Raw genomic sequence first — 19,258 nt, forward strand, 5'->3', positions numbered from 1 at the left:
CCGATGTTCAGCTGTATGTAGCTGACATCGGTCTTTTTCCATATATGGCTTTACTTTCCATTTTTCCATATGTATAATAAAAGTTATGCAAAAATAAACAACATACTTTATGGAAGGAAACTAAAATGAAAAACTGGAAGAAATGGCTGGTGGCAGGCTGTATGGCAGCACTGCTGGGAATCGGAACAATGGGAACTACAGCGATGGCCATGGGCGGCGGAGGTGTAGACCGAAGCGAGGCAGTTGCTGAGGAAGAAAAAGTCCCCAGCGGGAAGGCAACACAGAATTCCAGGGTAAGTTCAAATGCCTGGAAGAAGATCAATGGTGTCTGCTATAACGGAAGCGGCCAGAAGCTGGAAGGTGCTGTCACACGTGGAATCGATGTTTCCGAGTGGCAGGATACTATCAACTGGGGCCAGGTCAAAAAGTCCAATGTAGATTTTGCCTTTGTCAGGATCTCCTATGGCCTGAACCATCCGGATAACACATATGATTATAACATGAAACAGGCAGAGAAGGCAGGGGTTCCGACAGGAACCTATGTGTACAGCCTTGCACTGAACACACAGCAGGCACTGAAGGAAGCGCAGCTTGCCATCCGTAAAATGGATGGATATAAAGTATCCTATCCGGTGGTTTATGACATTGAATATGATCAGATGCGTAATCTTTCCGCATCACAGATCGCGGATCTGGCAAAAACCTTCTGCAATGAGGTAAAAAAAGCCGGATATCATCCAATGATCTACTGCAATACAGACTGGTATGACAACAAGCTTGACTGGAGCAAGATGACAGGTTATGATGTATGGCTTGCGCGGTACGGTGATACGATCCCGGCTCCTGACAAGAAAAAGTACAAATATACCATCTGGCAGTCCACCGATGGTGACGGTGGCGGATATCTGAATACCACCAAGGGTCTGGTTGCGGGAATCCCGTCTTATTCTACTGTAGATATTGACTTCGGTTATGTTGATTATACCAAGATCATCACACCCAGATGGCATGCACAGACCGGCTACAAAGCATCCACCAGACCGGATACCAGCAACTATAAAGGAAAAACCGGCTGGGCAACAGAGAACGGAAAGAAATTTTATTATGTCAATGGTGTCAAAAAATACGGCTGGGTTCAGGTGAAAAATAAGAAATATTATATCCATAAGACCGCAGGAATGTGCCGTTCAAAGCTGATCAGGGATTCCAAGAACATTTCCAGATATGTAGACAAAAATGGAGTCCTTGTGAAAAATACCTGGATCACCTATAAGGAGAAAAAATATTATTTTGACAAAAACGGACATGCATTAAAGGGCATGAAAAAGGTGGGAAAGAACTATTATTATTTTCAGGCCAAATATGGATACATGATGAGACACGTGCGGTATATGAACAGCAGGAATGATGTATATTATTTTGGCGGTGACGGCGTTATGGTCAAAAATGTATTCTATACATGGAGCGGAAACGATGAAAGCCATACCTATTATTTTGGCTCCAATGGAAAGATGCAGAGAGGCTGGATCAAACTGGACGGAAAGAGATATTATTTTGATCCGGAAACAGGAATCATGTACAAAAACTGTACAATTAAGAAAAACGGAAAGAGCTATACATTTGATGAAGATGGTGTATACACAACTGTATCCGCAGCAAATAAGAAAAAATAAAAAAATGCCGGCAGCGAACGTAAAGCTGCCGGCATTTTTATGTTCATAAGGTATAAACAAGGATTCCCAGGATGATGATCAGATTTCCGATGATCTTTCCGCGGGAAATTTTTTCTTTCAGGATCTGCCAGGAAAACAGCAGGACAAAAACATAGGCGGCAGTATCGATCACCGGCCCGAATTTCATATCCACTTTGGTGTAGCACCAGGTATTCAGGAGCAGCACTCCGAAAAAGATACCATAGGCCAGGATCACCCGCCAGTTCAGATATTCCCGGAGGGGATTTTTGTATTCCATATTGGCACTCTGCTTCAGAAGTACCTGGGAAATTGCCGAAAAAAAGGTTCCGGCCAGCATGATCAGCATAAATGTTCTATTCATATCTCTGCACCATCCAGACTCCGATCAGAACGATCAGGATGCCGATGATGTTCTGAAGCGAAAGATTTTCGTGAAAAATGATCACAGCCCATACCTGGGACCACAGAAGATAGACACTTTTGTTGGCGTAGGCCGTGGAAAGAGAAAATTTTTTGATCACCTGCTGCCATGCAATGGCGTAGATCCCACAGTTTGCGATCATAAGAAAAAGAAATACATAGAGAAGAGGACTATGAAGTCCTTCTTTATTATAATAAACCGATGCAAGCTTGGAAAAAACGCTGGTAAGAGAAAACAGCAGGATATTCAGATGAAGCTGAATATAATCTTTGATTTTTGTCATGTTTCCTCCATATCATAAATGTGATTATCATAGACTGATAATCAATATATATCATCTGGCAGGTTTATGCAAGAAAATGTTTGAACAATGTAACGGTTTACAACAGGAAATGAAAATGATAAGATTAAACGATAAGTGTCAATTGATACAAAAGAGAGGAAAAACGATATGTGTTTATATTCAGTGGTTGTTCCTGTATACAATTCAGAACATACGCTGCAGGAACTGTACACTCGTCTGGAAAAAGTATTCCGGGAAACGATAAAAGAAGAATTTGAACTGATCCTTGTAGATGACGGGTCCAAAGACCGGTCTTTTGCGGTTATGCAAGAACTCCGGGAAAAAGATTCCCGTGTCAAGATCATCCAGATGGCAAGGAATTTCGGACAGCATCCTGCGCTTCTGTGCGGATTTGCCCACACAAAGGGAGAGTTCATAGTAACTATGGATGATGACCTTCAGCATCAGCCCGAGGAGCTCCCCAAAATGATCAATGTAATGAAGGAACGTGACGATGTGGATGTGATCATCGCAAGTTATGAAGGACGTAAGCATAATCTGATCCGGAAGCTGGGCACAAAGCTGTCTGTATGGGCAACTTCCAAAATGCTCGGCAAGGATCCGAACCTTCAGATCACCAGTTATCGACTGATACGTCGGTTTCTGGTGGAAGCCATGCTGAAAACCAATACATATCTTCCGCAGATCGGAAATCTTCTGGTTTTAAGCTCCAACCGTATCATCAATGTTCCGGTGCAGCATGCAGCGCGTGCATATGGAAAGAGCGGATATTCTTTTCGCCGCCTTGTGAAGGATCTCATCTATGATATTACTGCCCATACGGCATTTCCGCTGCTTATGGTGCGAAACATCGGCATTGCCAGTTTTCTGGTAAGCTTTTTACTGGGGATCTATTATCTGGTGAGATATTTTCTGTGTGGGATCTCAGTGGAAGGCTGGACATCCCTGATGCTTGTGATGCTGGCATTTTTCGGACTGACATTGCTTTCAATCGGGATCATCGGTATTTATCTCATGAATATTCTCAATGAGGCCAAAAAGATGCCGCACTATGTGATTCGTCAGGAGGAGACAGACTGATGAAAAAAGAGATCGGCGGCTATCTGGAACTGGAAGAACCGGCGGGACAGGAATACTATCCTGATCTCTGCGGCGTGAATCTCGGAAGAACAGCGCTTCTGTGGCTGATGGAAGCACGTAAGTGCAGAAAGATCTACCTGCCATTTTTTCTCTGTGATTCCGTAACCGGTGCCTGTGAGAGATCCGGGGCAGAAATCGAATTTTATCATATGGATGAAGGTCTGCATCCGGTCCTTGAGGAGAGAACACTTTCGGAAGGAGAATATCTGTACCTGGTAAACTATTATGGCCAGCTTACCGATGATAAGATTCGGAAATATAAAAAAATCTATGGAAATATCATTGTGGATCATACGCATGCGTTTTTTCAGAAACCGCTGCCTGGCGTGGACACTCTGTATTCCTGCAGAAAATTTCTCGGAGTCAGTGACGGAGCATATCTGTCTACCGATGCGGAGCTGGAACCGGAAAAGAAGCCTCTGGACCATTCCATGGGAAGAATGGAGCATATTCTGGGACGTTATGAATATGATGCCGGAACCTTCTATCAGAAAATGCTGGATAATGCAGCAAATTATCATGAGATGGAGATCCGCCGAATGTCCCGTCTGACCGGAAACCTCCTCAGGACTATGGATTATTCCGGTATCAAAACAAGAAGAGAAAAGAACTACCGTCTGCTGGCGAAGCTTCTTCCTTCAAGGAATGCTTTTACAGGGAAGGTGCCGGAGGGACCGTTTGCCTATCCGTATTATCATAAGAACGGATTGGAGCTTCGACACTGGCTGGCAGGCCGGAAGATTTTTGTGCCAACAAACTGGCGCAATATCCTGGAAGAATTTGACAGGGATACCATGGAATATGACTGGGCTGCCAATGTGCTGCCGCTTCCCTGTGATCAGAGATACGGGGCAGAAGAAATGCAGTATATCGCGGATTCCATAAGAGAATGGGAGGAAACGGAATCATGAAACACAGATTGCTGATACTGGGAACACTGGGAGAATTTGTGCAGCTGGTGCAAAAGGCCCGTGAAAAAGGATACTACACCATTGTCTGCGACGGATATCCGGATGGTCCGGCAAGAGAATTTGCAGATGAGGCATTTCAGATCCCGGTAACAGATACGGAACAGATCGCCTGTCTCTGCCGGAAAAAAGAGATTGATGGTATCATCACATCCTTTTCCGACCTTCTTCTGGAATGTATGGTAAAGATCGCGGACCGGGCAGGAATCCCCTGTTATCTGAAACCGGAGCAGCTTCCCTGGTATCGTGATAAATCAGCGACCAGAGCACTGCTTACCGAACTGGGACTTCCCACTCCGGGCTTTCGAAAAATCCCGATCGCATATTTTAAAGACAGGTCCAAAAAAACTCAGCTGAAAGAGCTGCTTGAGGGACTTCGCTATCCGGTGGTCAGCAAGCCACTGGATAAATACGGCTCCCGCGGGATCTATATATCCGAAGATCTGGATGAGCTGATAAACGGGGCAGAAAAAACAGCAGGATTTTCTGATATGCCGGAGATTTTGGTGGAAGAATATAATGATGGTTATGAATTCAATATGATGACCTGGGTGCGGCATGGAAAAGTCCATGTGATCAGTATTGCAGACCGTGAAAAGACATTTGTTGCCAAAGGTGAGATCCCCATCAGCACAAGAAATGTGTATCCTTCCAGATTATTGTCAAAAGTTGAAAAGCCTGCCACAGAACTTCTTCAGGCATATGCGGACAGAACCGGCCAGAAAGACGGAGCCCTTTCCATGCAGTTTTTCTGGAAGCCGGGAGAAGGTATCCAGGTCTGCGAGATCGCCGCACGGTTTTTCGGATATGAGCATGAATTGACCGATATGGTCTATGGATTTAATATGGAAGAGCTTCTTCTTGCATCTCTCTATGATCCGGATAAACTGGAAAAAATGCTTGCAGAACACGATGTTCATAAACCACAGTGTTGTGGAGCTGTCATTTATTTTCAGGGAAGGCTTCTTACCATCGGAGATCAGTCTGCGGCAGTTCGGTTGGGAGAGAAAGAACAGGTGGAAAAGCCCTGGATCTTTTATCAGGAAGGAGAGAAGGTCATTGAGCATGGTCCTAATCCGTATCTGGCATTATATTATGTAAAAACAGAGAATCGTAAGGAAATGGATCTTCTCACAGAGGAATTTTATGAGAAAATGCATATTCTGGACCCCAACGGCCAGGAGGTGGCATACCATAATCAGATCCCGGATTATGCACCGGCAGAAAAATAAGCATTGAATTTACAACATGAGTGTGAGAAAATGGAATGTACAGTTAATGTAGAAAAACCATGAAGAATGAGAAATAAAGAGGAAATACATGATTGATTTTAACAGACCTGCGTTTACAGGTAAGGAATTTGAGTACATCCGTGACGCAGTAGAACGGGGAATGCTCTGCGGCGACGGGATCTACACGAAGAAATGTTCTGCATGGATGGAAGAGCGCTTTCATGTGGGCCATGTGATGCTGACAACCTCCTGTACCCATGCACTGGAGATGGCTGCTTTTCTGGCAGATATCCAGCCTGGCGATGAGGTGATCATGCCGTCTTATACTTTTGTATCAACGGCAGATGCATTTGTGCTTCGCGGTGCAAGAATCGTATTTGTGGATATCCGGCCGGATACCATGAATATTGACGAGAGGCTGATCGAACAGGCGATCACAGATAAGACCCGCGCGATCGTTCCGGTCCATTATGCAGGAGTAGCCTGCGAGATGGACACGATCATGGAGATTGCCGGAAGACATGATCTGAAGGTAGTGGAAGACGCGGCCCAGGGTGTGGATGCCTACTATAAGGGAAAAGCCCTTGGTACCATTGGAGATTTTGGCTGCTACAGCTTCCATGAAACTAAGAACTATACCATGGGAGAGGGCGGTGCGATCCTGTTCAACGGGGATCAGTACCTGGAGAAGGCAGAGATCCTGAGAGAAAAAGGAACGGACCGCAGTAAGTTTTTCCGTGGTCAGGTAGATAAATACCGTTGGATGGATTATGGATCATCCTATCTTCCGAGCGAATTGAATGCGGCATATCTTTATGCCCAGCTGGAGCAGCATAAGAAGATCAGCGATAAGCGGATGCAGATCTATGATTTTTACAATGAGAACCTCAGGTTTCTGGCGGAGGAAGGAAAGATCCAGCAGCCTTATGTACCGGAAGAATGCACACATAATGCACATATGTACTACATTAAGGTACATGATATCCAGGTACGCACAAGGCTTCTGAAATATCTCCGCGAAAAGGATATCTGCAGTGTGTTCCATTATGTACCCCTTCATTCCGCACCGGCAGGAAAAAAATTCGGAAGATTTTCCGGAGAAGATGTTTATACTACAAAAGAAAGCGAGCGTCTTATGCGACTGCCCATGTTCTATAATCTGGATATGGAGGATGCGAAGAGAGTTGTGGATGCGATTGCTTCCTTTGATGGGTTTTGAAAGAAGAAGGGGAGAACTATGAAAAAAATAAAAAAATTACTGGCAGTTTTCGCAGCAGTCAGTGTGGCACTGATGCTGCCGTTACAGACCATGGCTGCAGTGGATCTGAATGCGAAATATGACATCAGCACCAACCAGATCCAGGGATGGCCGGCAGGACCGGATATTACCTCAGATACCGGTATCCTGATGGATGCAGACACAGGAGTTGTTCTTTATAACAAGGGCGGAGATGAACAGAGATATCCGGCCAGCATTACCAAGATCATGACCTTGCTGGTGGCAGTGGAGAACTCCACCATGGATGAGAAGGTGACCTTTACAGAGACCGGGGTGCGTAATGTTACGGCAGATTCCAGTAATATCGGCACAAAGGTGGGCGAAGTCCTGACTATGGAGGATTGTCTTCATGCTCTGATCATCCAGTCTGCCAATGACGTTGCGGCACAGATCGCAGAGCATATCGGCGGGACAGAGCAGACATTTATCGATATGATGAACCAGCGCGCCAGTGAGATCGGATGTACCAATACACATTTTGCAAATTCCAGCGGACTTCCGGATGATAATCATTATTCTTCAGCACGGGATATGGCGCTGATCTTCCGAGAAGGCCTGAAAAATGAAACATTCCGTACGGTTGTGGGCACACCGGACTATATCATCCAGCCTACAAATATGAACAGCCAGCAGAGAATCCTGCATACCCATCATCCTATGTTTGCACCGGAAAGCGGATTTTACTATGAAGGCTGCATTGGCGGAAAAACCGGAACTACCGTTGCGGCAGGGCATACACTTGTCACAGGAGTGACCAGAGATAATACCACATATATTGCAGTGACCATGCGTGGAACAGAGCTTTCCAATTCCTGTATGGACAGTACAGCTATGTTCAATTACGCATTTGAGAATTTCACAAAAACAGAAGTAAATGGCGGCTATGTATTCCTTCCAAAAGGGGTGGAGCTGAATTCCCTTACCGAGAAGTCAGAGAATACCAATGGGAAAACAGAAACCGGTTACTATTTCGGAGATTATCTGATCGGTACCGCAAGTGTTGCACAGGCAACTGATACACCGGTACCGGAACCGACCGCTGCGGCAGAGGACAGCCAGGAAGCGGACAGCTCCGAAGCGGAAGCTTCCACAGAATCAGCAGAGGAAGATAACAGCAAAACAACAGAGAAGAGTACAGCTGGAGAGGACACCAGCGAAAAAAAGAGCATTCCTGCCCTGCGTAAGATCCTTCTTATGATCATGGCAGCGATGATCCTGATCCTGATCGCCCTTCTTGCGGCTCTCAGAATAAAAGAAAAGAAACATCACAAATAAATCAAAACAGAAAAGGAGAACAAAAAAATGGGAAAAATAAAAGTAACACAGTGCGGAGATATTGAAGGATTGAAAGTGATCGAGCCAACTGTATTTGGTGATTCCAGAGGATATTTCATGGAAACGTACAATTATAACGATTTCAAGGAAGCAGGCATTGATGTGGAATTCGTTCAGGATAATCAGTCCAGCTCCCGTTACGGTGTTCTCCGCGGACTTCATTTCCAGATCAGCTATCCCCAGGATAAACTGGTACGTGTGGTAAACGGAGAAGTGTTTGATGTTGCGGTTGACCTTCGTGAAGGCTCCAAGACTTTTGGAAAATGGTATGGCGTAGTCCTTTCCGCAGAAAACAAGAAACAGTTCTTTATCCCGAAGGGATTTGCTCATGGCTTCCTGGTACTTTCCGAGAATGCAGAGTTCACCTACAAGTGTTCTGATTTCTATCATCCAAACGATGAGGGCGGACTGATCTGGAATGACAAGGACATTAACGTTGAGTGGCCGATCCCGGAAGGCATGGAGCTTATTTTCTCCGACAAGGACCAGAAGTGGGGAAGCTTCGAGGAATATAAGAATCGATAAGGAATTGCAGAATGAAGAAAATATTAGCTTTGCCGGCGGAGCTGTACCAGAATCGAAAGCTGGTTTTAAGCCTTGCAAAAAATGATTTCAAAACAAAATATGCAGGATCCTATCTTGGTATTGTCTGGGCATTTATCCAGCCTATCGTAACGATCCTGGTCTACTGGTTTGTATTTTCCGTAGGACTGAAGGCCGGAACGGTATCGGATTATCCTTTTGTACTCTATCTGGTATCCGGTATCGTACCGTGGTTTTTCTTCCAGGACGCATTAAACGGTGGAACCAATGCTCTGATCGAATACAATTATCTTGTGAAGAAGGTTGTATTTAAGATCAGCATCCTTCCCATCGTAAAAATCATCTCCGCACTTTTCGTGCATGTTTTCTTTGTGGCCTTTGCACTGATCTTATGTGCATGCTACGGATATACACCAAGCCTTTATACACTGCAGATCATTTATTACTCTGTCTGCACCTTCCTTTTTGTGCTGGGACTTGTGTATGCTACAAGTGCGATCGTCATTTTTTTCCGTGATCTGACCCAGATCATCAGTATTTTTCTTCAGGTGGGTGTATGGCTTACACCGATCATGTGGGATATCAATATGCTTTCTTCACATCCATGGCTGATCAAGCTGTTTAAGCTGAATCCGATGTACTATGTAGTTACGGGCTACCGTGATTCCATGCTTGGTCATGTCGGGATCTGGAACCATGCTTCATGGACGATCTATTTCTGGGTAGTTACGATCCTGCTTTTCGGACTGGGATCTGTGATATTCAAACGTCTGAAGCCGCATTTTGCAGATGTGCTTTAATTGAATGCGGATGGCGGATATCCGTCTGATCCGGACCGGACAGTTCCCATGGAGGATTTGCTCTGTACGGATAAAAAGCAGAACGGCGGCAGATTGTGAGAGTGAACGATTTACACAAAAGTGAGGTTGAAAATGGCAGAAGATATTGCGATTTCAGTAAATGATGTCAGTAAGATGTACAAGCTTTACGATAATCCTATGGACCGTCTTAAGGAGTCCCTGGGATTATCCAGAAAAAAGAAATATAAAGAGCATTATGCGCTCAACCATGTATCCTTTCAGGTGCATAAGGGAGAAACAGTGGGAATTATCGGAACAAATGGTTCCGGCAAATCCACGATCCTGAAGATCATCACCGGCGTACTTTCGCCCACAGCCGGGGAAATAGCCGTAAACGGAAGGATCTCAGCTCTTCTGGAGCTGGGAGCCGGATTTAACGGAGAATATTCCGGACTTGAAAATGTATATCTCAACGGAAGTATGATCGGTTTTTCCAGGGAAGAGATCGATGCCAAGCTGCAGTCTATTCTGGATTTTGCAGATATCGGTGATTTTATCTATCAGCCGGTAAAAACATACTCCAGTGGTATGTTCGTGCGTCTGGCTTTTGCGGTAGCTATCAATATCGATCCGGAGATCCTGATCGTTGATGAGGCTCTTTCCGTGGGAGATGTATTTTTCCAGGCAAAATGTTACAGGAAGTTCGAAGAGTTTAAGGAAATGGGGAAGACCATTCTGTTTGTAAGCCATGACCTGAGCAGTATCGGAAAATACTGTGACCGTGTTGTGCTTCTAAACAAAGGTGAGAAGCTTGCAGAGGGTGGTGCCAAGGAAATGGTCAATCTTTATCGTCGTGTACTGGTCAATCAGTATGACGATGCAGATCTGGAAGAAAACACAGACGATGCAGAAGAGGGACAGGCGACGGAAAACCAGGCAGCCGGAGCAGACGTTTCACTGAAAGCACATACCGGAAGCGGAAAAGCTATGAAGGACAGCCTGAACCTGAATCCCAAGGTCCTGGAATATGGCAGCAAGCTTGGTGAGATCGTGGATTTTGCCATCCGGGATGATACAGGTATGATCACCAATGTGATCGAAAAAGGCAAGGAATTTTCCGTTCAGATGAAAGTGAAGTTCCAGGCAGATGTCAGCGATCCGATCTTTGCATTTACCCTGAAAGATCTGAAAGGCACTGAGATCACAGGAACCAATACCATGTATGAACATACGCCTCTGAAACCGCAGAAAGCAGGCGATGTCCGTGAGATCACCTTCAAACAGGTGATGCCTCTGGAGGCAGGGGAATATATGCTGTGTCTGGGCTGCACCGGATATAAAGACGGCGATTTTACCGTATTTCATCGTCTTTACGATGTGTGTAACCTGACCGTGATCACAGATAAGAAAGCAGTGGGATATTTTGATCTGTTTTCCAAAGTATCTGTGAAATAAGTGGAGGAACGACTATGGCGGAGTTGAATTTAGATTATTATACGGCGAAGGATCATTATTCCGATGGGGATATCGAGGAAACACTTCTGAAAATGGCGCAGGAAGGAAAATCTTTTGATGACCTGCCGGAGGAAGAGGTGAGTTTTCCAATGGTCTACCATTTTTCAGGGCTGCGGGAGAACATCTTAAACTGGTACCCTCTGAAAAAGGCGGATTCCGTTCTTGAAATCGGAGCCGGATGCGGAGCCATTACCGGAATGCTTTGCCGCAAGGCCGGTCATGTGACTTCCGTGGAGCTTTCCAAACGTCGGGCAGATATCAATTATGCGAGAAACAGGGATAAGGAAAATCTGACGATCATGGTTGGAAACCTGAATGACATGACTTTTCCGGAAAAATTCGACTATGTGGTAGTAAACGGTGTGCTTGAGTATGCCATGAGCTTTACCGAGGGAAAAACTCCTTACGAGACATTTCTTCAGCGGATGGGCGCTTATCTGAAGCCTGAGGGAAGACTTCTGATTGCCATTGAGAACAGACTGGGACTGAAGTACTTTGCCGGAGCACCGGAGGATCACACAGATCTTCATTTTTTCGGGATCAACGGATATCCGGGAAATCAGTCTGTGCGCACCTTTTCCAAGAATGAACTGGGAGAGCTGCTGGAAAACAGCGGCTTTCCTTTTCTGCGCTTTTACTACCCGTATCCGGATTATAAATTTCCGACAGAGATTTTTACAGATGAGAGCCTTTATACCAATTCTTACGGAAGAAGCTATCCTGTATACACAGATAAGACAGCAGATCTTTTTGCAGAAAGTGAAGGCGTAAAGGCATTCGAAAAAGAGAAGATCCTGGACAGCTTTGTGAATTCTTTTCTTGTGGAGGCAGGACGTACCGAAAACCGGGACCCGGAGGAAATCCTTTATGTGAAGCTGAACCAGGAGCGAAAAGAAAAGTTCCGTCTTCTGACCAGGATCGTCCGGGAGAACGGAGAGGTCCGTGCGGAAAAAGAGGCTATGGTGCCCCAGGCTGAGGAATTTGTGGAAAAACTGGAAAAAACCGGAACAGAGAGTACCGGATCTGATAAATACAAGAATCTTCCCTGCAGGGCAGAAAACGGAAAGATCTCTTATCCGCTCCTTACCGGAAAAACTCTTCACCAGGAAATCGCAGAGTTTGCCCAGAAAGAAGATCTTGAAGAGATCAAGGCCCTTCTTAAAAAATTCTATCAGGAATTTTTCGGGGCTCGTCAGGTTGTGGATTACAGGACCGGAGAGTTCCGTGAGGTATTTGGTGATCATCCGGGAAGAAATGATTACGAATGCGTCTGCCCGGCCAATGTGGATCTGATCTGCAGCAACATCTTTATGGGAGAAAAGGAAAATCAGATCATAGATTATGAGTGGATGTTTGATTTCCCTGTGCCTGTGAATTTTATCATGTGGCGCCTGATCCATGAATTGTATACACATGTTTCTGAGCTGCCGCGGTTATGTCATGAGGATGAGATGATGGCGGAGTTTGACATCAGCTATACAGACTATGAGATATTTATGGATTGGACCATGCATTTCGTCTATGAGTATGTGGGCTGTGGTTCTCTGATCCCGTTTGAACAGAAAAAAGTGCCGGTTTCCGTAACAGAGCTGGTGAACAGAGAAAGAGAAAAGCACCAGATGCACAGCAAGATGTACTATGATCTTGGTGAGGGCTTCTGTGAAGAGCATACACTTTATGCAGAGGGAAAACTTTCCGGAAACCGTTTCCGGGTAGAGTTTGCGCTTTCCGGTATCAAAGGAATACGAAATCTCCGCTGGAATCCTGCAAACGGTCATTTCCTGAAAGTGAGGATAGAGCGTCTGGATTGCGGATGCAGTGCGGAGCTTGTGCCTCAGGGTGTCCATATGAAAGTGGATAACAGTACCACTGCGTTTTTTACCACCGATGGCTTTTATCTTATCGATGTTACACACCCGGAAAATGTGGACAGGATCGTAATAGAGGGAAAACTTGACTGCCTTGAGCTTCCGGATGTGGAAAAGCTTCTGGCCTTTGAAAAAGAGCGTGAAGTACGAAGAGAACAGGAGCGTGTCAGAAAAGAGGCTGAACGTGCCGCAAAGCAGGCTGCAGCGGAAGCAGCACGTGCGCAGGAAGAGGCCCTTCGTCATCCAGGCAAAAAAGCGCAGGTAAAGAGACTGGTCAAAAAGGTTCTTCGTTATCATACAGAGCCGGCAGCAGTGATGGGGGTGGAGACAACTCCTACCTGTATGGGCAGTGTTGACTTCTTCCATTATGAGAATGGCACCTTAAATGCCATTGGCTGGGCCTTTGATCCGACATTCGCGTCTATGGAACAGCCAAGGATCGCATTTTATCAGGGAACACAGAAGCTTCAGGAGGCTTCCTGTACTACGATCTACCGTACGGATGTGGCTAATGCCATTGGAAATCCGGATGCGGAAAGTGCCGGATTTTCTTTCCTGGCAACGGTTCTTGCGCCGGCAGAGACTTCTGTTTTCCTGGAATACGGAACCGCAGCGGATACCGGGAGATTCCTTATCGGAAAGATCCCGGGAACCAGGGATCAGAAAGAACTTCTGGTATACGCTATCGAAGATCCGAAGAGTATCGGAAATCTCCGCCATTTCAAACAGCGTCATGTACGCAGTGCGAGAAAGGCATATCCACAGTCGATCTATCAGCAGAAGGTGGATGTGATCGTGCCGGTTTACAACGGACTGGAGTATTTTGATGCTCTGTTTTCCGGAATTGAAAAGACAAAGGTTCCATATCGTCTGATCATCGTAAATGATAAGAGCCCGGATCCTGAAGTAGGAAAATATCTGGAAAAATACGCCGCAGAGCATGACAATGTGGTGCTTCTTAATAATGAGACCAATATGGGCTTCCTTCCGTCTGTAAACCGTGGATTAAAGATGGCGGAAAATCATGTTGCTCTTGTAAATACAGATGTGGAGGTTCCGGAAGAGTGGCTGGAGCGCCTGATGCTTCCGATCTTTGCAAAGGAAAATATTGCAACCACCACACCGTTTACCACCTGCGGAACCATCTGCAGCTTCCCGGATTTCTGCCGGGATAACAAACTGTTTGAGGGAATGCCGCTGTGGGAGATCGATGATGAATTCCGCATGATCCGTCCGCAGTATCCGGCCATGCCTACCGGTGTGGGCTTCTGCATGGGTATGAACCTGAAAGCGATCCAGGAGGTTGGCCTTCTGGATGAGGAGAATTTCGGAAAAGGTTACGGTGAGGAGAATGACTGGTGCCAGCGTGCCATAGCTGCAGGCTATGAGAACGTGCATGTGGATAACCTGTTTGTATATCACAAGCATGGTGGAAGCTTCCCGTCTGAGGAAAAGCAGAGACTCCTGAAAGAGCACAGTGAGGCGCTGCTCCGCAAGCATCCGGATTACAACAAGGATACTGCGGATTACTGCAGAAGAGACCCGCTTCGTCCGGTAAGACTTTACGTGGAAATGAAGCTTCTCAACAGGAAGCTGGATGTGCCTACTATTGTGGCCTTTGACCATGATCTCGGCGGTGGTGCCACGGCTTATCTTGTGGAGAAAAGACGTCTGGCTCTGCGGGAAGGATATCGTTTTGTGACCATTCGCTATAATATCGTAAGCAATCGTTTTTACTTTACGTATCAGTATAAGCAGTATGAGATGGAATTTTTTGCAAATGATCTGGAAACTGCCCTTGGTGAGCTGATGCGTGTGGATGAGATCTGGATCAACGAGCTTGTGACCTATCAGAATCTTTACGGAACCCTGGAACGTATCCTGCGTCTTAAGAGAGAGCAGGGTGCGAAGCTCCTTATGCTCCTTCATGATTTCTTTGCCCTTTGTCCGGCAGTGAATCTGATCGATGCAGAAGGAAAATACTGTGGTGTTCCATCCTGTGAGGTCTGTGATAAATGTATTCCGGATAACCGCAGCAATGCCTGCACAGAATACGGAACCGGAACTCTCTGGCGTACAAAATTCCGGGAATTTCTGTCAAACTGTGATGAGATCCGTGCATTTTCCGATGATACGGCAAGGCTGTTCAAGCGTGCTTATCCGGATGTATACAATCTCCATGTGATCCCGCATGCACCCCATTACCTTCCGGCAGTGGAAAAAAACAAAAAGACCACAGAGACCTTTAACATTGGTCTTATCGGCGTACTCTGCTACAAAAAAGGCCTGGAAGTTGTGAAGGCACTTGCGGGATATATCGAAGAGAATGAACTGAATATCCGTCTGAGACTGATCGGTACTTCCGACGAAGAGATCGAAAGTCCGGTATTTTCCCAGACAGGAAGATATACAAGAGAGGAGATCCCGAGACTTACCCTGGAGCAGGATATTGATATGTTCCTGATCCCGTCCGTATGGCCGGAGACCTTCTCCTACACAACCTCGGAGATCATTTCCATGGGATTTCCGGTAGCTGTACTTCCGGTAGGTGCACCTGTAGAACGTGTGAAACGATATGCCAGGGGCCTTGTTCTGAAAGATGAGCAGCCGGAGAATATTGTGGAAGAGATGATTTCTCTGTGGAAAACTCTCGGCGGAAGTGAACTCCCTGTGGAAAAACGCAGGCTTCTTTTTGTAGGAGAGGAGATTTCCTTTGCATCCAGATATCGTGTGGAGCATTTCCGGGAGCAGCTGATCCTTAAAGGCTATGCATCGAAATTTATCCAGATGGATCAGGCAGAGCAGGAAAAGATCGAGGAATATACAGCGATCGTGATGTACCGCTGCAGCAAGCTGATGGAAGCAGAAATGCTTGCCAACCGGGCGAAAGCAGCCGGAATCCCTGTTTACTATGATGTGGATGATCTGGTATTTGATTACGAAAAAATTTCCGGACTGCATTTCCTGAAGGGAAGCGAGTACAGTGACTTCTGCACAACTACAGACCGTATCCGCGGATGTATGGGATTCTGCGACGGATATTTTACATCCACGGAGACGCTGGCAGGAGAGATCCGGGCAGAATTCCCGGGAAAACCGGTGGTGATCAACCGCAACTGTATGAGTATGGAGATGGAGATCCTGTCTCACGAGGCTGTGGAGCAGACAGACAAGGCTAAAGACCGGATCTATATCGGATATTTAAGTGGTTCCAAAACCCATGACCAGGATTTTGCCCAGGTGGAGGCAGCACTTCTGGAGGTGATGGAGCGCCACCCGGAGGTTTACCTGAAGCTGGTGGGTGTGCTGGATGAATCCGGAATGGAGCCGGTGCAGAACCGCATCGAGAAGCTTCCGTTTATGGACTGGAGACAGCTGCCCGCCGTGATCGCAGGACTTGATATCAATCTGATGCCGCTGGAGAACAGCCTGTTCCATTGGTGCAAATCCGAGAACAAGTGGACAGAGGCTGCTCTTGTAAAGGTTCCAAGTGTCATGAGCCGTAACTGTGAGATGGAATACGTGGTCGAAAACGGAAAAGATGGTTGGATGTGCACCACAAAAGAAGAGTGGGTCAATGCCCTGGAAGCTCTGGTAACCGATGAGAAGGCCAGAAAAGCTATGGGTGAGGCCGCACATCAGAAGGTTATGGAACATTACCTTACAGTAAATACCGGAAAAGATGCAATGGAGGAATTGTTATGCAGCGAGAGCTATACGAAGTAGAAAAGGACAGGTTTGACCTGAAGGACATTTCTCTGTATCACCTTCAGGGGATCTGGCCGAAGAATCATAAGCCGGAAGCCGTTCTTGACGGGGAAAAGCTTCCGGCAGCCATCAGTGCCCAGGAGCGTGTCAGCGCCCTGGAGCGCTTTAAGGATCTGGATCTGGTAAACGGAGAACGTGTACAGATGGAAATCTGCCTGCCGGATCTGGAGGGCAAAAAGAAGCTTGTTGTTTATGCGGTAAAGGGTGAAAAACGTATCCGGTGGTTTTCTGTTTCGGCAGCACAGCTTTACAGGAAACAGGGAAAACCGCAGTACTTTATCGAGAGCATCGAGGTGGAAGCTGGGGAAAAAATCTGCCGTGTCCGTGGGTGGGCAGCCTTTAACAGCCCCCTGACCATACGCTTGGAGGATCGCAGCCGGAATGAAATCCCCTGCGAGATCACCAGACTGAAACGTGTGGATGTGCAGAATCAGTACCAGGAAACAGAGATCGATGAGAAGAGCGGTTTTTTCTTTGAATTCCATTATGACAGTGTGAAGGACTTCTACATTGTATTTGAGGCAGGCAATGTGCGGACACTTCGTCTGGTACATCTGCAGCCACAGAAGCGCCTTGCGGAGAAAGCTGCGGTATATTTCCGTAAGGGAAGCCGTTACATGAAGCTTCACGGAGCAGCAGCCCTTACCGGAAAGGTATTCGGAAAGGTGCTGGACCGTAAAAACCGTCCGGTGGATTATTCCAAATGGATCGTGAAGCATCTGCCGGACAAGGCAGAGCTTGCAGAAGAAAGAAAAACGAAATTTTCCAGGAATCCAAAATTCAGTATTGTGATCCCGCTTTACAAAACACCGGAGAAATATCTCCAGCAGCTGGTAGATTCCATAGAAGCCCAGACCTACGGGAACTGGGAGCTCTGTCTTTCTGACGGAAGCGGAGCAGATTCTCCTCTTACCGATTATCTTAACAGGCTGGAAAAAAGTGATGACAGGATCCGCGTGATCCGCAACGACCAGGCACTTAAGATCGCAGAGAATACCAATGCTGCCATGAAAGCGGCAACAGGGGATTTTATCGTGTTTGCAGATCATGATGATGAGCTGACGCCGGATGCCTTGTTCCGGTGTGTGAAAGCGCTGAATGAGGATCCGGAACTTAAGGTTCTGTATTCCGATGAAGATAAGATGTCCATGGACGGGCACAAATTCTTCCAGCCGCATTTCAAACCGGACTTCAATATTGATCTTTTGTGTACAGTAAACTACATCTGCCATCTTTTTGTCGTAAAAAAAGAGATCGTGGATCAGATCGGAATGCTGAAAAAGGAATTTGACGGTGCACAGGATTATGATTTTGTATTCCGCTGTGTGGAAGCTGCGGGAAGAGAGCAGATCCATCATATCCCCAGGATCCTTTATCACTGGAGATGCCATGAGGATTCCACAGCAGAGAATCCGGAAAGCAAAATGTATGCCTTTGATGCAGGAGCACGTGCCATCAAGGCTCATTATGACAGGATCGGAGTTCCGGTGGAAATCGAAAAGGGTGAATATCTTGGACTTTACCGTACAAAATTCCTCTGGGAGGAAAAACCGCTGATCTCCATCATTATCCCCAACAAGGATCACATCGATGATCTGAAGAGATGCATTGATTCCATCGAAGAAAAGGCGACTTACCGCAATTATGAGTATGTGATCGTGGAGAACAACAGTACGGAGGATGAGACCTTTGCTTACTATAAAGAGCTGGAAGCATCCAATCCGAAAGCCCATGTGGTGTACTGGGATGGTATTTTCAACTATTCTGCCATCAATAATTTCGGAGCTGCTCATGCTAAGGGTGACTATCTGCTTCTTCTCAACAACGATACGGAGATCATCAGCCCGGACTGTCTGGAGCAGCTTCTGGGATACTGTATGAGACCGGATGTGGGAGCTGTAGGAGCGCGGCTCTATTATGAGGATGACACCGTGCAGCATGCAGGAGTAGTCGTTGGTTTCGGCGGCATTGCGGGACACTGCTTTGTGCAGCAGAAGAGAGACGCTACCGGATACTGCCACAGGATCATCTGTGCCCAGGATTACAGCGCTGTAACAGCAGCCTGCATGATGGTGAAGCGTGAGGCCTTTGATAAGGTTCACGGATTAAGTGAGGAATTTCAGGTTGCCTTTAATGACATAGATTTCTGCCTCCGTTTGGGAAAAGCCGGATATCTGGTTGTATACAATCCTTATGCGGAGCTTTATCACTATGAATCCAAATCCAGAGGTCTTGAGGATACACCGGAAAAGGTGGCAAGATTTAACCGTGAGATCGCTTCCTTTGAGAAGCACTGGCCGGAGATCCTCCGTGACGGAGATCCTTACTATAATCCGAACCTTACACTGGAGAGCCAGGATTTCTCTCTGAAGCGGATATAGGAGGTTATAT

General features: G+C 46.3%; 13 protein-coding genes. 11 read left to right on the forward strand and 2 right to left on the reverse strand.

Annotated features, from left to right (window positions below):
* Window positions 1–125: 125 nt before the first annotated feature.
* The gene (locus MUB50_RS12295; RefSeq protein ID WP_244791211.1) at window positions 126–1,673 is read left to right on the forward strand and encodes a GH25 family lysozyme; all 1,548 of its coding nucleotides are present in this window, start codon (window positions 126–128) and stop codon (window positions 1,671–1,673) included.
* Window positions 1,674–1,716: 43 nt separating this feature from the next.
* Here MUB50_RS12295 and MUB50_RS12300 read toward each other — a convergent pair whose 3' ends face one another.
* Together MUB50_RS12300 and MUB50_RS12305 are read right to left on the reverse strand one after the other, a co-directional pair.
* Window positions 1,717–2,055, reverse strand: coding sequence for an EamA family transporter (locus tag MUB50_RS12300; RefSeq protein WP_118625872.1), 339 nt, complete (start codon window positions 2,053–2,055; stop codon window positions 1,717–1,719).
* Entirely contained in the window at window positions 2,048–2,398 is a 351-nt protein-coding gene (locus MUB50_RS12305; RefSeq protein ID WP_015527420.1) for an EamA family transporter, read from the reverse strand. The genes MUB50_RS12300 and MUB50_RS12305 overlap by 8 nt, the downstream gene beginning before the upstream one ends.
* Before the next feature lie 168 nt (window positions 2,399–2,566).
* Between MUB50_RS12305 and MUB50_RS12310 the strand changes: the two genes are divergently transcribed.
* From MUB50_RS12310 to MUB50_RS12355, 10 genes are all read left to right on the forward strand, one after another.
* The gene (locus MUB50_RS12310; RefSeq protein WP_118515010.1) at window positions 2,567–3,499 is read left to right on the forward strand and encodes a glycosyltransferase family 2 protein; all 933 of its coding nucleotides are present in this window, start codon (window positions 2,567–2,569) and stop codon (window positions 3,497–3,499) included.
* Window positions 3,499–4,470 (forward strand): hypothetical protein, encoded by a 972-nt coding sequence (locus tag MUB50_RS12315; protein WP_182434011.1) that lies wholly within the window; start codon window positions 3,499–3,501, stop codon window positions 4,468–4,470. Before MUB50_RS12310 ends, MUB50_RS12315 begins: the two co-directional genes overlap by 1 nt.
* On the forward strand, window positions 4,467–5,759 hold the full coding sequence (locus MUB50_RS12320) for an ATP-grasp domain-containing protein (protein ID WP_118625870.1): 1,293 nt from the start codon (window positions 4,467–4,469) through the stop codon (window positions 5,757–5,759). The genes MUB50_RS12315 and MUB50_RS12320 overlap by 4 nt, the downstream gene beginning before the upstream one ends.
* Before the next feature lie 88 nt (window positions 5,760–5,847).
* Window positions 5,848–6,978, forward strand: coding sequence for a dTDP-4-amino-4,6-dideoxygalactose transaminase (gene rffA / locus MUB50_RS12325; protein WP_118625868.1), 1,131 nt, complete (start codon window positions 5,848–5,850; stop codon window positions 6,976–6,978).
* A gap of 18 nt (window positions 6,979–6,996) precedes the next feature.
* Window positions 6,997–8,313: a D-alanyl-D-alanine carboxypeptidase family protein gene (locus MUB50_RS12330; RefSeq protein ID WP_244791209.1), complete on the forward strand. Its 1,317-nt coding sequence runs from the start codon at window positions 6,997–6,999 to the stop codon at window positions 8,311–8,313.
* Window positions 8,314–8,340: 27 nt separating this feature from the next.
* Entirely contained in the window at window positions 8,341–8,898 is a 558-nt protein-coding gene (gene rfbC, locus MUB50_RS12335; protein WP_015527414.1) for a dTDP-4-dehydrorhamnose 3,5-epimerase, read from the forward strand.
* Between the two features lie 11 nt (window positions 8,899–8,909).
* Complete coding sequence (locus MUB50_RS12340; protein ID WP_118625864.1) at window positions 8,910–9,716, forward strand: ABC transporter permease; 807 nt, start codon at window positions 8,910–8,912, stop codon at window positions 9,714–9,716.
* A 132-nt stretch (window positions 9,717–9,848) separates the two neighbouring features.
* Window positions 9,849–11,171 carry an ABC transporter ATP-binding protein gene (locus tag MUB50_RS12345; RefSeq protein WP_118625862.1) on the forward strand — a complete coding sequence of 441 codons (1,323 nt, stop codon included), beginning with the start codon at window positions 9,849–9,851 and terminating at the stop codon, window positions 11,169–11,171.
* A 14-nt stretch (window positions 11,172–11,185) separates the two neighbouring features.
* A complete protein-coding gene (locus MUB50_RS12350; protein ID WP_118625860.1) occupies window positions 11,186–16,825 on the forward strand; it encodes a glycosyltransferase in 5,640 nt (1,879 codons plus the stop codon).
* Window positions 16,801–19,248, forward strand: coding sequence for a glycosyltransferase family 2 protein (locus tag MUB50_RS12355; protein WP_118625858.1), 2,448 nt, complete (start codon window positions 16,801–16,803; stop codon window positions 19,246–19,248). Before MUB50_RS12350 ends, MUB50_RS12355 begins: the two co-directional genes overlap by 25 nt.
* The last annotated feature ends 10 nt before the right edge of the window (window positions 19,249–19,258 follow it).

This window comes from Blautia sp. NSJ-140 (assembly GCF_022868965.1).
GTDB lineage: Bacteria > Bacillota > Clostridia > Lachnospirales > Lachnospiraceae > Blautia_A.

Coding starts and splice junctions, on each gene's coding strand:
- MUB50_RS12350 (WP_118625860.1), top strand. CDS start 11,186: ATGGCGGAGTTGAATTTAGATTATTATACGGCGAAGGATCATTATTCC.
- rffA (WP_118625868.1), top strand. CDS start 5,848: ATGATTGATTTTAACAGACCTGCGTTTACAGGTAAGGAATTTGAGTAC.
- MUB50_RS12320 (WP_118625870.1), top strand. CDS start 4,467: ATGAAACACAGATTGCTGATACTGGGAACACTGGGAGAATTTGTGCAG.
- MUB50_RS12355 (WP_118625858.1), top strand. CDS start 16,801: ATGCAGCGAGAGCTATACGAAGTAGAAAAGGACAGGTTTGACCTGAAG.
- MUB50_RS12295 (WP_244791211.1), top strand. CDS start 126: ATGAAAAACTGGAAGAAATGGCTGGTGGCAGGCTGTATGGCAGCACTG.
- rfbC (WP_015527414.1), top strand. CDS start 8,341: ATGGGAAAAATAAAAGTAACACAGTGCGGAGATATTGAAGGATTGAAA.
- MUB50_RS12340 (WP_118625864.1), top strand. CDS start 8,910: ATGAAGAAAATATTAGCTTTGCCGGCGGAGCTGTACCAGAATCGAAAG.
- MUB50_RS12315 (WP_182434011.1), top strand. CDS start 3,499: ATGAAAAAAGAGATCGGCGGCTATCTGGAACTGGAAGAACCGGCGGGA.
- MUB50_RS12305 (WP_015527420.1), bottom strand. CDS start 2,398: ATGACAAAAATCAAAGATTATATTCAGCTTCATCTGAATATCCTGCTG.
- MUB50_RS12345 (WP_118625862.1), top strand. CDS start 9,849: ATGGCAGAAGATATTGCGATTTCAGTAAATGATGTCAGTAAGATGTAC.
- MUB50_RS12300 (WP_118625872.1), bottom strand. CDS start 2,055: ATGAATAGAACATTTATGCTGATCATGCTGGCCGGAACCTTTTTTTCG.
- MUB50_RS12330 (WP_244791209.1), top strand. CDS start 6,997: ATGAAAAAAATAAAAAAATTACTGGCAGTTTTCGCAGCAGTCAGTGTG.
- MUB50_RS12310 (WP_118515010.1), top strand. CDS start 2,567: ATGTGTTTATATTCAGTGGTTGTTCCTGTATACAATTCAGAACATACG.